The sequence below is a fragment of the Arthrobacter sp. Y3225209 genome (genome assembly GCF_059090685.1).
In genome coordinates this window covers 1-13,358 of the sequence record NZ_JBNHFW010000044.1, presented here as the reverse complement: position 1 = coordinate 13,358, position 13,358 = coordinate 1, and the positions used below count along the sequence as shown (strand labels likewise).

The window sequence follows — 13,358 nt, the reverse complement described above, 5'->3', positions numbered from 1 at the left end:
CTCGGGAACTCCCGCGAGCCGGCCCCGTCAGCCGGCCCGCCGTCCCGGCCCGGTGCCGCCGCAGGCCAGGGCCGCGTTGCTGCCGGCACCCCGCAGCGACGCGTACCGCTGCACACCAAGCTGTTCCCGGCTCCCGGGATGCAGGAGGTGCGCACCCTGGACAAGCAGAACCCGGTGGTCCGCCTGACGCCGATGGAATCGGCAGTGGGCACCCTCGCCGTCGCCGGCTCCATGCGCGCGGTGTGGGAAGCCGCGGACTTCCGTACCGGATCGGTATCATCCGGGGAACTGCGCCGCGAGAACCTCTCCGGGGTTGTTGTGGACACCCCCGGTAACCGGCCGGTGGTGGGTTACGAAGAGGAACTGGCGCTCATTCCGCTGCGCCGGTCATCCATGCTCCGCCGCGCCCTGTTCTTCCCCAAGCCGAAACAGCCCATGAGCGTGGGCATCTATAACGGCAGGTCACTGACCGTCCCGGCCAAGGCCGGCGAGCGCAGTTTCTACGTGCTCTCGGTACTGCGGATCGGCAACGTGCTGGAACTCCGGGCGGAGGTGATTCCGTACGGGATGGAACTCAAGGCCATTTGGGAGGCCTTCGGATTCACCATGTCCTCGGAGTTCCCCTTCCGGGGAAACTGAGCTCGGATGCGCCACTTTGCCTACCTCAGCGAGGCCGAAACCGGACGGTTGTTCCATCTTCCGCCGCAGGAGCTGAGCCTCGCCTCCGAGCCCGGACTGCTCGCCACCGCGCTGGGCGCCACCCTGTACTGCCCTGCCACCCGGACCGAGCTGGTCAAGGACATCCGCAAACAGGGCACCCGCGGGGCGCTGAGCATGGTCCTGTGCCTTGAGGATTCCATTGCCGACGCCGATGTTCCGGCGGCGGAGACCAACGTGGTGGCGGCCCTTGGCCAGCTGCACGCCGAAACCACCGCCGGCAACACCGTCGGGCTGATGCTGTTTGTCCGTGTCCGCAGCCCGGAGCAGCTGCTCAGCCTCGCTGAACGCTGCGGTGACGCCCTCGACGTGCTGACCGGTTTCGTCATCCCCAAGTTCGAAAACAGCAGCGGGGCGGCCCAGCGTTTCCTCGATGCGCTGCACAGCGTTAATGCCTCCCGCCGTTCCGGGGACCCGGCTGCCCGGCCGCTGCGGATCATGCCGATCCTGGAATCCCCGCTGATGATCCATGCCGAAACCCGTACGGAGACCCTTTCCGGCATTTACCAGGTGTTGCAGGCACACCGGGCGGATATCCTCTCGGTCCGGATCGGCGCCACGGACATGTCCAGCGCCTTCGGCCTGCGCCGTTCCCGCGACCTGACCATCTATGACGTCAAGGTGGTCTCCGCCGTCATCGGCGACATTGTGAACGTACTGGGCCGCCCGAACGGTTTTGTGATCAGCGGTCCGGTCTGGGAACACTACAGTTCCGGCGAACGCCTGCTCCGGCCCCAGCTGCGCGCCACACCCTTCGCCGAAGCGGACGAACTCGGACTGCGGCAACGGCTGCTCACCGCGAACCTGGACGGGCTGATCCGGGAAATCGAACTGGACCTGGCCAACGGCCTGCTGGGCAAAACCGTGATCCACCCCTCCCACGTTCCGCTGGTCCACGCCATGTCCGTCATCAGCCACGAGGCGTATCTGGATGCCCTGCACATTTCCGGCGAGGCCGGCGGCGGGGCAGCGGCATCGCCGTACCGGAACAAGATGAATGAAATGAAACCGCATCAGGCGTGGGCTGCTTCCACCCTCGTCCGTGCCGCGGCCTTTGGCGTCGCCGCACCCGATACCACTTACGTAGATCTCCTGGAAGCGAGCATGAATTGAGCCAGCACCCCTGGACCGGCGGTTTTGTCCACGAGGCCCTGGGCGTCCGGATCATTTCCGACCCCTCTGCGCTGTTGCCGGTGGAGGACCTGGTGGGACTGGCGCTGCGCCGCAACCCGCGCCGGGCGCATCTGCTGGTTTCCCGCGTGCTGGCCAAGCACGTCCCCACCGAACCTGCCCTGGTACTGGCCGCCGGCGAGCTGCTCGGCACCCTCGCCGGTGCTGCCCTCGGCAGCACGGTGGACTCCGCTGTGCTCCGTTCCGTCGCCGCCGACCTGCAGCAGGTGCTGCGGGGAGATGATGCTGCGACGCACGACGACGCCGCAGGGCCGGGCGCAGTCCGCCCGCCGCGGACACGGCTGCAGTACGCCCGCGAAACCCTGTGGGACCTGCCCGTCTCCCACCCCGAGGTGGTGACCATCGGCTACGCCGAAACCGCCACCGGGCTGGGCCGGCTGGTGGCTGACACCCTGGGCTCCTACTACATCCATTCCACCAGGCACGCCCCGGCCGGCGCGGTGGCCTACGGGGCGTTCGAGGAAGCCCACTCGCACGCCACCTCACACCGGCTGCTGCCCACCGACCCGGCAGCGCTGAACAGCAACGCCCCCGTGGTGCTGGTCGATGACGAGCTCAGCACCGGAGCCACGGTCATCAACACCATCGCCGAGCTGCACGCCGCCGCCCCGCACCCGCTGTACGTGGTGGCTACCCTCATTGACCTGCGCTCCGACGCGGACCGTACCCGGTTTGATGAGCTCGCCGCCGGCCTGGACTGCAAGATCAAGGTCGTGGCCCTGGGCACCGGCAGAATCGAACTCGGTGAGGACATCCTGGTCCGGGCGCAGGAGCTCATCGGTACGCTGCCCGGCACGGCCACGGAACCGGCTGCCGCCGCGGCTGCTTCCCCCGGAGCGATCGCCTCTCCCGAAGCGCCGGGCACGGTGGACGTGCTGGACCTGGGCGCCATTACCACCCGCCGGCTGCGCAGCGACCGGTTCGGCAACCCCGCCGGAGTATCCTCCGACTACCTCGGCACCCTGCCTGAAGCACTGCCGGGCGCCGTGTCCGGGGAACACCTGGCCTACATTGCGGCCCGGATCCGGGATATGCTCCCGGACTCGGATGCCCCGGTGCTGGTGCTCGGCTGCGAGGAATTCATCCACGTACCCCTCACCGTCGCCAACGCGCTGGCCGAAGCCCTGCAGAGCGGGCAGGTCCGGTTCTCCACCACCACCCGCTCCCCCATCGTGCCGATCGACCGGCCCGATTACGCCATCAACACCTCGGTGGACTTCGCCAGCCATGATGTCACCGAGGACGGTCCCGGCCCGCGGCACGCCTACAACGTGGGGCCGCGCCGGAGACCTGCCGGTCGCGTGGATCCCGGAGCCGGGACGGCGGCTCCCGCAGCAGAGGGTTTCGGCAGCATCGTCCTCCTGCCCGAGCCCGGCACCGAGCTTGCCTCCATCACCGGGCCAGGCAGCGTCACCGAGGCGCTGCGTGCGGTGACCGGCGCCGTCGTTGTGGTGCTGATGCCCGCGGACGTCCCCGCCCCGGGGGCCTGGACGCCGCAGCCGTCTGTTGCCGTGCCGCTGACCGGACCGGAGTTCGGTTCCTACGCCGCAGAAGATGTCACCTGGCTGCTCAAGGACCTGCGCGACGCCCAGCTGGAAGCACCCACCGCAGAGCGGGAAGCAGCCATCCAGTCCGGCGGCGCGAACTACGCCGAATCGCTGCCCATGGAGTACCTGCCCTCGGCCCAGTACCAGGACCTCTATGCGGAGGCACTGGTCCGGTCCGCACCCCGGGTCGCAACCGCCGTCGGCACCGTGACGGAGATGGCGCTGGCCGCACGGAACAACGAGCCGGTGCTGGTCTCGCTGGCCCGCGCGGGCACTCCCATCGGCATCCTGATGCGCCGCTGGGCGCAGCGGATGCACGGCCTGGACCTGCCGCACTACACCATGAGCATTGTGCGCGGGGTGGGTATGGATGAAACGGCCCTGCGCTATCTGGCCGCCCGGTATGACCCGAAGCGGATCCTGTTTGTGGACGGCTGGACCGGCAAGGGCGCCATCACCCGGGAACTGACCGCCGCACTGGAGAAGTTCGAGTCGACCGACGGCGTGCGGTTCTCCGCGCAGCTGGCGGTGCTGGCCGATCCGGGGCACTCCGTGGAGCTGTTCGGCACCCGCGAGGACTACCTGATCCCGTCGGCCTGCCTGAACTCGACAGTGTCCGGGCTGGTGTCCCGCACCGTGTTCAACAAGGAGCTGATTGGGCCGGAGGATTTCCACGGGGCAAAGTTCTACGCCCATCTGGCCTCCGCGGATGTGTCGCGGGAGTTCCTGGCCGCCGTGGAGGCGCAGTTCGACGCCGTGCGCTCCGACGCCGTCGCCGCTGCAGCCTCACTGGCTGCCGCGGACCGGACGCCCAGCTGGGTGGGCTGGCAGGCCGTGGAGCGGCTTAGCGAGGAATACGGCATCCATAACGTGAACCTGGTGAAGCCAGGCGTCGGCGAAACCACGCGGGTGCTGCTGCGCCGGGTGCCGTGGAAGGTGCTGGTGCATCCGGCGGCGCGTTCCGAGGTGGCGCACGTGCTGCTGCTGGCCGAACAGCGCGGCGTCCCGGTGGAAGAGGTGCCGGACCTGCCGTTCAGCTGCGTGGGGCTGATCCATCCGCGGTTCACCGCCGGCGCCGTGGGCGCGGACGGCAAGGCCGTGGCTGCTTCTGAAGCCGGCGATACGGCTGCAAGCGACGCGGCTTCCGTGGGGGCCGGCGCGTGAGGACCCTTTTCGCCTCGGACCTGGACCGGACGCTGATCTATTCGGCCAACGCACTGTTCCTCGACACCGAAGACGCTGCCGCACCGGCCATGGTGGTGGCCGAGGTCTATGAAGGTAAGCCGCTGTCCTTTATGACCCGGGCTGCCGAAGAGCTGCTGGTCACCGCTGCCGGCGAGTGCGTGTTTATGCCCGTGACCACCCGTACGGTGGCGCAGTACCAACGGATCCGGTTGCCCGGTCCCGCACCTGAGTATGCCGTCACCACCAACGGCGGGGTGCTGCTGCACCACGGTGTTCCGGATGCCGACTGGCAGCAGAAGGTCCGCTCACTGGTGGCCGGTGGCTGTGCGCCGCTGGCGGAAGTGTCCGCGTACCTGGCCCGGCCGGAGTTCGCGGCCTGGACGCTGAAGCTGCGCACCGCCGAGGATCTGTTCGCCTACGCCGTAGTGGACCGGGCGGCGCTGCCCGGAGAGTTCCTGCTGGAGCTGGAAGCGTGGTGCGCGGAGCGGGGTTGGACCGTGTCGCTGCAGGGCCGGAAGCTCTATTGCGTGCCGGTGCCGGTGACCAAGCAGGATGCCGTGGCCGAGGTGGCCCGGCGCACCGGATCGGACCGCATTATTGCCGCCGGGGATTCGCTGCTGGACCGGCCTATGCTCGAAGCCGCCGATGTCGCCCTCCGTCCCGCGCACGGCGAACTGGACGACGCCGGCTGGGTTGATTCGCACCTGCAGATCACTGAAACCCGCGGAGTTCTTGCCGGGGAAGAGATTCTGCGCCAGGTACTGGACCTGGTGCGGGCCTAGCTGCAGGGCCGGGCCGGTGGACTCCCACCACGCCGGCCGCATAGGTGAGGAATTCCTCCACCCGCCACGCGAGTGCCTCCGGGACGCCGAAGACTGATCCGTCGCCCAGCCGGAAGCCCAACGTATCAAAGGCGTGCGCGGTGATGGCCGTCCCGTAGCCGGAGGGCGCGGTGACGAAAACCAGTACCAGCGGGATATTGGCCCGCCCTTGAGCGAAGAAGGGACCCAAATGGGTGAACTTCCAGCGCGAGCCGAGGCGCACTTCCAGCCGGGGCCCGACGTGCCGCAGTTTTTCGCCGTGGTGTGAGAAGGCCTCTGTCAGTGCCTGCAGGACTACGTGCGGCGGCTGCGGCGATGTCCAGTGTTCCTTCTTCGCCACAACCGGGTCTGAACTAAACAACGCCATGGCTGCCCCCTTCTCCGGGATGAACAACATCCCCCGCTCCCTGCATCGATCCCGGGTCAGCCTACCCCTGATATCCGGGCCTGCGCAGCGGATTCAGGCGGTGCGTTCGGCCTCGCTGCGCAGGATGCAGAATTCGTTGCCCTCCGGATCGGCCAGGACCACCCAGCCGGTTCCGTCCTCACGGCGCTGGTCATCCACCTGCGTGGCCCCCAGCTCCAGCAGCCGCTGCAGCTCCTGGTCCCGGCCGCCCACCTCGGCGGGCTGCAGGTCCAGGTGCAGCCGGTTCTTGACCTGCTTCGCGTCCGGAACATTGATGAACAGCAGCCGCTGCCCGCCGTCGGGAGAAAAGATCATGCATTCCTCATCCCCGGGCCGGTTGGGATCCTGCGGGTCTTCGGAAAAATCCAGCACCTTCGCCCAGAACACTGACTGGGCGTAGGCATCCAGGCTGTCGAACGTGGTGTGGGAGATCATCGCAGTCATGGCCCGAAGCCTACGGGCAGCGCGCCCCGGTCCGCGCCTGCCAGGAAACGAGTCGGCGCAATTTACCGATTTTCCGCTCAAAAACCGTAAGTCTTGCCGACTCGATGGAGCTACCGGGGCCGATCAGCGCTCGTTACCTCCGGAGTGCTCCCCTCCGTCAGGCCCGGACCCCTTCCCTCCGCGGGCCCGTCTGCCCAGCCATTCCCTGCGGTACGCATCAACTTCACGCGCCTTCCTGTTGCCGAAGTACACGCCCAAGGTGACACCCATTCCTGCACCGGCCGCAATCAGCCAGGACGCATCGCCTACCAGCAGCGACACAAATACAGCGACAACAATCGCCGCCACGATGTAGGTAAGCAGCACCATCCGCGGCCGTCGTATTTTCATCTCCCCGCCTCCCGGACCCGCGCGAAGACTAACGGACCTCCCGCGGGACGGCCAGCGAGATTGCCGCATCCTGTGGATTCCCCGGGCCCGGCCCGGACCGCAGCCCGCGACTCGAGACAGCCCGCCCCTACACCCGCTCCAGCAGCATCGACACGCCCTGCCCGAGCCCCACACACATGGTCGCCAGACCGCGGGCTGCACCCTCGCGCTCCATCCGGTTCAGCAGCGTCACCGTGATCCTCGACCCGGACGAACCGAGCGCATGCCCCAGCGCAATCGCACCGCCGTCGCGGTTCACCACGTCCTCGTCCAGGCCCAGCTGCCGGATGCAGGCCAGGGACTGCGCAGCGAAGGCCTCGTTCAGCTCCACCGCGCCGATGTCCCCCAGCGACCAGCCCGCGCGCTCCAGCACCTTCCTCGTGGCCGGCACCGGGCCGATGCCCATGACCGCCGATGCCACCCCGGCGGCCGCGCCGTCGACAATCCGGGCGCGGGCGTCCAGGCCCAGCCTGCGCACCGCGCCGGCGCTGGCCACAACGACGGCGGACGCGCCGTCGTTCAGTGAGCTGGCGTTCCCGGCGGTGACCACGCCGTCGGGCCGCACGATGGGCCGCAGCTTCGCCAGCGCCTCGATGCCGGTTTCCCGGCGCGGGCCCTCATCGGTCTTCACCACGCCCTTCCTGGTTTCCACCGGCATAATCTCGGCTGCGAACCGGCCTTCGTCGACGGCGGCGAGCGCCCGGGTATGGGAGCGCAGCGCAAACGCATCCGAGTCCTCCCGGGAGATCCCTTCCCGGGAGGCGAGCTCCTCGGCCGTTTCCGGCATCGAATAGGTGGTGCCGGGCAGGTCATAGAACTTCGGGTTGGTGAACCGGGCGCCGATGGCCGAGTCCGCCAGTTCCCCGGGCTTGGCGAAGGCCTTCTCCGGTTTGGCCAGCACCCAGGGGGCACGGGACATGGACTCCACTCCCCCGGCCACCACAATGTCCGCCGCCCCGGACTTCACCATCTGCGACGCCATCAGGATGGCGCTGAGTCCGGAGGCGCAGAGCCGGTTCACCGTCATGGCCGGTACCGTCTCCGGGAATCCGGCCAGCAGTGCGGCCATGCGGGCCACGTTCCGGTTGTCCTCCCCGGCCTGGTTGGTGCAGCCCAGGATTACCTCGTCCACATCGGCCGGGTTCACGCCGGCGCGGGCAACGGCGTCGCCGAGCACCAGCGCGGCCAGATCGTCGGGCCGGACCCCGGACAGGGAGCCGCCGTAGCGGCCCACGGGCGTGCGGACACCGGAAATCAAATAGGCCTCAGTCATGCACGAATACTACTGCGCATCAAATAGTAGTGTGATCCAGACGACAGTTAACGCGTTCGGGAGCCGGCGCCCCATGCCCGGCACCCAAGGAGGATCGGCACATGAGCATTCCCGCAGCAGACGGCATTCCGGCCGCAGGCAGTGATACCGGGGAAACATCCCCGTCCGCGGCAGACGCCCTGCGGACCGCGTCCGATGTGCTGGGACTGGACGCGCTGCTGACCGCTGAGGAACGAACGCTGCGCGAGCAGGTGCGCAGCTTCGTGGATGACCGCATCCGGCCCAACATCAAGGACTGGTATGAGGACGCGGTGTTCCCCGTGGAGATTGTCCGGGAGCTGGGCAGCCTGGGCCTGCTGGGGATGCATCTGGAGGGCTACGGGTGCCCGGGGCGCTCCGCCGTGGAATACGGCCTGGCTGCCATGGAACTGGAGGCCGGGGATTCCGGGCTGCGCACCTTCGTCTCCGTCCAGGGGTCACTGGCCATGACCGCTATCCACAAATGGGGCTCGGAGGAGCAGAAGAACCGGTATCTGCCCGGCATGGCCGCCGGCGAGCTGATCGGCTGCTTCGGACTCACCGAACCCACCGCGGGCTCGGATCCTTCCAGCATGGCCACCTTCGCGGAGCACGACGGCGAGGGGTGGGTTCTCAGCGGCGCCAAACGCTGGATCGGGCTGGCTTCCATTGCGGACCTTGCAGTGGTGTGGGCGCAGACCGCTGACGGGATCCGCGGGTTCCTGGTGCCCACGGATACCCCCGGATTCACGGCTGTGCCGATTGAACCGAAGCTGTCCATGCGTGCCTCCATCCAGTGCGATGTGTTCCTGGAGGATGTCCGGCTGCCGGAGACGGCGGTACTGCCCTGCGCGAAGGGCCTGCGCGGACCGTTCTCCTGCCTGAACGAGGCCCGCTACGGGATCCTGTGGGGTGCCATGGGCGCGGCCAGGGACAGCTATGAGGCGGCGCTGGCCTATTCACTGGAGCGGCTGCAGTTCGACAAACCCCTGGCGGCTTACCAAATCACGCAGGAGAAGCTGGTGAACATGCTCTTGGAGATCCAGAAGGGCGTGCTGCTGGCCATCCACACCGGGCGGATGAAGGACGCAGGAACGCTGGAACCGGTCCAGATTTCCGTAGGCAAGCTGAACAACGTGCGCGAGGCCATCACAATCTGCCGCGACGCCCGGGCGATTCTGGGCGGCAACGGCATCACGCTGGACTATTCACCGCTGCGGCACGCCAATAACCTCGAATCAGTCCGCACCTATGAGGGCACCGATGAGGTCCACACCCTGATCCTGGGCCAGCACATTACCGGAATCGGCGCGTTCCGGTAGGCCGGCCGCTAGAACTTGCCGCCCATGTATTCGCCCTCAGGCCAGGGAAAGCAGTCAGAACCGGAGGCAATACGAATCGTGCCGGGTTCCACTCCCCTTTTTATGAAGTAGATCTCCGCTGTATCCGGAGAACGCAACTGGACTTCGTAGTGTCCTGCCGGAGCTGGGTCCCGCACCTTGATGTCGAAGCGGCTGTCCCGGTACTTCGCCTCCAACTCCCGAACGAGCGGCTCCGGCTCCGTTCCCTCACTTAAGGTCACGGTGGTCGCACCGTGCCAGTTCACTGCAGAGTCACCGCACTGGATCAGAACCCCCTCCGGCATTTGCTCGGCCTCGGCCACCAAGTCCGGCGGAAGCGAATCGGCGATCTCCAATTCCATGGCCTGTGTCCGGGCTTTAGCGTCCTGCCAGGTCAGCTCGTCCCCTCCGGCCGGCGCGGACGAATCCTCAGCGCAGCCCATGACGCAGAGCACCAGCACCAGCGATGCAACGGACCGTGTCCGGGCCACACCTCCACCTTTCAAAGCCCGGGAACTCAAAAATCCCCCCGGATCGTTTCGTCCGCAGGCCAGGGAAAGCACTCGGAGCCGGAAGCGATACGGATCGTGGAGGGATCAAATCCTTCCCCGATGATGTAAATTTCGGCCGTATCCGGCGAGCGCAGTTGAACTTCGTAGTGTCCTGCCGGAGCTGGGTCCCGCACCTTTATCTGGAAGCGGCTGTCCCGGTACTTCGCCTCCAGTTCCCGAACGAGCGGCTCCGACTCAGTCCCCTCAGTCAAAGTCACGGTGGTCGCGCCATGCCAGTTGACGGAAGAGTCACCGCACTCGATCAGACCCCCCTTCGGCATTTGCTCGGCCTCGGCCACCACGTCCGGCGGAAGCGAATCGGCGATCTCCAATTCCATGGCCTGTGTCCGGGCTTTAGCGTCCTGCCAGGTCAGCTCGTCCCCTCCGGCGGGCGCGGACGAATCCTCACCGCAGCCTGCAAGGTTAAGCAGGAGAATCACACCTACGACCGCCGCTTGCCCCCGAATCATTCCGTTGCGCACCAGAAGGCCGCCGTCTAGAACTTACCGCCCATGTATTCGTCCTCAGGCCAAGGGAAGCAATCAGAACCGGAGGCAATACGAATCGTGGAGGGATCAAGTCCTTCGCCGATGATATAGATTTCGGCCGTATCCGGAGAGCGCAGCTGAACTTCGTAATGTCCCGCCGGTGCGGGGTCCCGCACCTTTATCTGGAAGCGGCTGTCCCGGTACTTCGCCTCCAACTCCCGAACGAGCGGGTCCGGCTCAGTTCCCTCACTCAAAGTAACGGTGGTCGCGCCGTGCCAGTTCACAGCAGAGTCACCACACTTGATCAGAACCCCGTCCGGCATTTGCTCGATCCCGGCCACTAAGTCCAAAGGAAGCGAATCGGCGATCTCCAATTCCATGGCCTGTGTTCGGGCCTTTGCGTCCTGCCAGGTCAGCTCTGATGCCACGGATGTGTTCCCTTCGGTAGGACTTGCTGGTGTCGGCGTCTCCGCCGCGTTGCTTGCACAGCCGACGAGGCCTAGCAGCAGGATCATTGCTGCGGCGGTGCATCTGGCTCGGGTCATTGCATTACCTCTCGGAGCGCATCTTCCAGCAATTCTGCATTGTCCTTGCTGTTCGTTGTGGGGAGCGAATGGTCCTCAATCGGAGTGCTGTCAGGCCAGAAGGTCCCCTCATTGGGGACGGCATACTCGTGATTGGTGAATGCATCATGTTCGCTGGGAATCTTGTCATCCCAGACCAATCCCCTTCTTTGTGCCCAGAGCAGGGCATCCGTACCGTAAACGTAATTCGAATAACTAGTATCCTCGTCCGGCTCCCATTCTTCGTGCATCCCCGCCCCGGACAGGGACAGGGACTTGTCATATTCCGCCCCGTGGATTTCCGAACTGGTGAGGTTGACGTAGCCCCAGCTGTGACCGATGCCAACCTGCTCGGTGCCCTGCAAGGCCGGGTCGGTGAGCATTCCGTGCTGAAAGCCGGCCAGCTGTCTGCCGGCGTCGTAACCCATCTGCGGATCATTGGCTTCCAGGAGTCGCCGGAGGTCCTCCCCGCCTTCCTCCTGATTCTCCCCGGGGAAAAGCCCGTCCTTATACACAAATGCCACCGTATTCGGGGCCATACCCACCATGTAGTTCGCGAAGTCCTGGACTCCTCCGGTATAGAAACTCTTCATGCTCGTGAACGTGCCGGGAACATACGTGATCGTGCGCTGCGTGTCCGGGCCCGGGGTCCCGAGCATTTCAATGATCCGCGATTCGCCGCGGTTGTACAGATACAGCTGCACCTGGCCGGCTTCGACCCTTTTCAGGTACTCGATTTCCTTCATCAGCATCGCCTCGCGTGCCTCGGAGTCGCCGCCGATCTCCCGCAGCCGGGCCAGCTGCGCCTCGGCAATTTCAATGTCCTTGACCGCGGCGATGCTGTTGGCGTGCACGCGGGCCAGTGCCGGCACCCCGTCGAGGGACCCGAAGACCTTCGGCGCCGATTCCAGCAGCACCAGCTGCTGAGCCGTGAAGCCGTTGGCCGCGTTGCCCGAGGCCTGCAACTCGGCCCACCACTCGGCGATGCGTTCTGCTGACACCGACGGCAGGTGTGTGAGCCACGCCGGATTCTTCGACGCCACTTCGAGGTCAACCGGCGAGGCCGTTTCGAAGAACTTCAGAAGTGCCTCCCCGCGCACGGATCCGGGGGAAATGGCCAGGGCCAACGCCGTGGAGGACAGCTCCACCGAACCGGCCAGGTCACCGTCCTGCCCTGCGGTGCTGAAGGCCTGCCCGATCTGCCACAGCTTTCCTGCGTCGTCACGGTCATCCTGGTTGTATTGGGAGACCGCCGGCCCGAAGGTGCCGACGTCGATCACCACCCAGGAACACGAGTTCCGGAAGCTGTCCAAAGCCCGGACAACATCCTGGCAGACCGGTTCAGCCGCATCCTCCTGGTCAAAGATCAGCGATGCTGCCTTCTTCAGGGCATCCGGCACTGCGGAACTCGTGCCCGGCGTCCCGCTGACTGCCCAATTGTGGAGCTGGAAGACCATCGATGGGAAGGCCACCTCGGGGCGGGGCACCTCGGACTCGAACAACTCCCCCGGGGCTGAAAACCCCGGAAGCCGGTCCCGGAGGTAATCGGCGCCAGCGGCTACCATGCCCTCCTCAAGCAGCTTGAACAGGGTCCTCGCCTGCTTTTCCTTGAGGTCCTGACGGGCCTGTTCGGCCTGGGTCTTCGCGAACCGAACCTGACGGGCAACATCCTCCAGCGCGCCGATCAGGATGTTCCGTGCTGCCAGCTGCGCTGCGGCATTCCGGCGGTACGAGTCCGCGAACGGGCCGCGGAATTCTTCCAGCGCTTCTCCCGTAGCCGAGGCCCGCGGACCGCACTGCTCACCCAACGCAGCGGCGGCCTCGTCACAGGCCGCTATGAGCTGGTCAGCCGTGCCAGCATCAAAGTCCATTTCAGGATCCCCCATCCCCCGGCAAGCACTTCCGCTTCTGAGCCGCAGGATAAACAGTACAGCCGACGCCGGGCACCCGGTACCGCGGGGCCTTCACGCCTGCCGCCGTGTCAGCCCGGGTGGCGGACTGCGTAGCCGCCTACCCGCGAACCCGACTAGCTGACGGGTTGCGTTGCTGCGGGGCCAGGGACGTTCACCGGCTCGGCGATCCGCGGCGACGACGGCGGGCTCGGCACCGGCGCAGGCGGCTGCGGTGACGGAATCCGGGGAGTCCCCGGGGCCGTGGGCGAAGGCTCCGGCGGTACCGGCGGCGGCGACGGCGTGGGCAGTTCCGGGTCCGGCGCAGGAATCGTGGGCGGAGCCGACGGGGACGGTGCAGGCTCCGAGGGTTCAGCCGACGGCGGTTCCGGCTGCTCGGACGGGGTTTGCGGAGGTTTCTGGGCCGGGGCCGGCGCGGCCGGGGGTTGCTGTGGTGGATTCGCCGGCCGGGGAGCCGCGGGTGGCTGCTGTGCTG

At 66.7% G+C, this 13,358-nt stretch carries 13 protein-coding genes; 5 read left to right on the top strand and 8 right to left on the bottom strand.

Annotated features, from left to right (window positions below; genetic code table 11):
* From AC5RVB_RS16195 to AC5RVB_RS16180, 4 genes are all read left to right on the top strand, one after another.
* Positions 1-639: hypothetical protein (locus AC5RVB_RS16195; protein ID WP_494143162.1), on the top strand; the 639-nt coding region annotated here is incomplete at its 5' end.
* 6 nt (positions 640-645) lie between these two features.
* Positions 646-1,830 (top strand): HpcH/HpaI aldolase/citrate lyase family protein, encoded by a 1,185-nt coding sequence (locus tag AC5RVB_RS16190; RefSeq protein WP_227905300.1) that lies wholly within the window; start codon positions 646-648, stop codon positions 1,828-1,830.
* Positions 1,827-4,619 carry a phosphoribosyltransferase domain-containing protein gene (locus AC5RVB_RS16185; RefSeq protein ID WP_494143161.1) on the top strand — a complete coding sequence of 931 codons (2,793 nt, stop codon included), beginning with the start codon at positions 1,827-1,829 and terminating at the stop codon, positions 4,617-4,619. The genes AC5RVB_RS16190 and AC5RVB_RS16185 overlap by 4 nt, the downstream gene beginning before the upstream one ends.
* Positions 4,616-5,422, top strand: coding sequence for an HAD family hydrolase (locus AC5RVB_RS16180; RefSeq protein ID WP_494143160.1), 807 nt, complete (start codon positions 4,616-4,618; stop codon positions 5,420-5,422). The genes AC5RVB_RS16185 and AC5RVB_RS16180 overlap by 4 nt, the downstream gene beginning before the upstream one ends.
* Here AC5RVB_RS16180 and AC5RVB_RS16175 read toward each other — a convergent pair.
* The 4 genes from AC5RVB_RS16175 to AC5RVB_RS16160 all read right to left on the bottom strand — a co-directional run bounded on the left by AC5RVB_RS16175 (position 5,352) and on the right by AC5RVB_RS16160 (position 8,013).
* Entirely contained in the window at positions 5,352-5,828 is a 477-nt protein-coding gene (locus AC5RVB_RS16175; RefSeq protein ID WP_494143159.1) for a hypothetical protein, read from the bottom strand. The two genes, AC5RVB_RS16180 and AC5RVB_RS16175, sit on opposite strands and share 71 nt — an antisense overlap.
* Before the next feature lie 93 nt (positions 5,829-5,921).
* Positions 5,922-6,311: a VOC family protein gene (locus tag AC5RVB_RS16170; protein ID WP_494143158.1), complete on the bottom strand. Its 390-nt coding sequence runs from the start codon at positions 6,309-6,311 to the stop codon at positions 5,922-5,924.
* 123 nt (positions 6,312-6,434) lie between these two features.
* Positions 6,435-6,701 (bottom strand): hypothetical protein, encoded by a 267-nt coding sequence (locus tag AC5RVB_RS16165; RefSeq protein ID WP_494143157.1) that lies wholly within the window; start codon positions 6,699-6,701, stop codon positions 6,435-6,437.
* Positions 6,702-6,828: 127 nt separating this feature from the next.
* Positions 6,829-8,013, bottom strand: coding sequence for a thiolase family protein (locus AC5RVB_RS16160; protein ID WP_494143156.1), 1,185 nt, complete (start codon positions 8,011-8,013; stop codon positions 6,829-6,831).
* Positions 8,014-8,114: 101 nt separating this feature from the next.
* Here AC5RVB_RS16160 and AC5RVB_RS16155 point away from each other — a divergent pair, with 101 nt between their 5' ends.
* Complete coding sequence (locus tag AC5RVB_RS16155) at positions 8,115-9,353, top strand: acyl-CoA dehydrogenase family protein (protein ID WP_494143155.1); 1,239 nt, start codon at positions 8,115-8,117, stop codon at positions 9,351-9,353.
* A gap of 8 nt (positions 9,354-9,361) precedes the next feature.
* Here the strand turns inward: AC5RVB_RS16155 and AC5RVB_RS16150 are convergent, their stop codons facing one another.
* The 4 genes from AC5RVB_RS16150 to AC5RVB_RS16135 form a co-directional block, all read right to left on the bottom strand.
* Entirely contained in the window at positions 9,362-9,862 is a 501-nt protein-coding gene (locus AC5RVB_RS16150; RefSeq protein WP_227929077.1) for a hypothetical protein, read from the bottom strand.
* A gap of 26 nt (positions 9,863-9,888) precedes the next feature.
* On the bottom strand, positions 9,889-10,260 hold the full coding sequence (locus AC5RVB_RS16145) for a hypothetical protein (RefSeq protein WP_494143154.1): 372 nt from the start codon (positions 10,258-10,260) through the stop codon (positions 9,889-9,891).
* Positions 10,261-10,418: 158 nt separating this feature from the next.
* Positions 10,419-10,838 (bottom strand): hypothetical protein, encoded by a 420-nt coding sequence (locus tag AC5RVB_RS16140; protein ID WP_227905326.1) that lies wholly within the window; start codon positions 10,836-10,838, stop codon positions 10,419-10,421.
* Between the two features lie 113 nt (positions 10,839-10,951).
* Positions 10,952-12,844 carry a hypothetical protein gene (locus AC5RVB_RS16135; RefSeq protein ID WP_494143153.1) on the bottom strand — a complete coding sequence of 631 codons (1,893 nt, stop codon included), beginning with the start codon at positions 12,842-12,844 and terminating at the stop codon, positions 10,952-10,954.
* Between the last annotated feature and the right edge of the window lie 514 nt (positions 12,845-13,358).

What these genes read in the sequence shown, in the direction of transcription:
- AC5RVB_RS16175 (WP_494143159.1), bottom strand. Translation starts at nt 5,828, where the DNA reads ATGGCGTTGTTTAGTTCAGACCCGGTTGTGGCGAAGAAGGAACACTGG.
- AC5RVB_RS16135 (WP_494143153.1), bottom strand. Translation starts at nt 12,844, where the DNA reads ATGGACTTTGATGCTGGCACGGCTGACCAGCTCATAGCGGCCTGTGAC.
- AC5RVB_RS16155 (WP_494143155.1), top strand. Translation starts at nt 8,115, where the DNA reads ATGAGCATTCCCGCAGCAGACGGCATTCCGGCCGCAGGCAGTGATACC.
- AC5RVB_RS16160 (WP_494143156.1), bottom strand. Translation starts at nt 8,013, where the DNA reads ATGACTGAGGCCTATTTGATTTCCGGTGTCCGCACGCCCGTGGGCCGC.
- AC5RVB_RS16165 (WP_494143157.1), bottom strand. Translation starts at nt 6,701, where the DNA reads ATGAAAATACGACGGCCGCGGATGGTGCTGCTTACCTACATCGTGGCG.
- AC5RVB_RS16145 (WP_494143154.1), bottom strand. Translation starts at nt 10,260, where the DNA reads ATGGAATTGGAGATCGCCGATTCGCTTCCGCCGGACGTGGTGGCCGAG.
- AC5RVB_RS16190 (WP_227905300.1), top strand. Translation starts at nt 646, where the DNA reads ATGCGCCACTTTGCCTACCTCAGCGAGGCCGAAACCGGACGGTTGTTC.
- AC5RVB_RS16170 (WP_494143158.1), bottom strand. Translation starts at nt 6,311, where the DNA reads ATGACTGCGATGATCTCCCACACCACGTTCGACAGCCTGGATGCCTAC.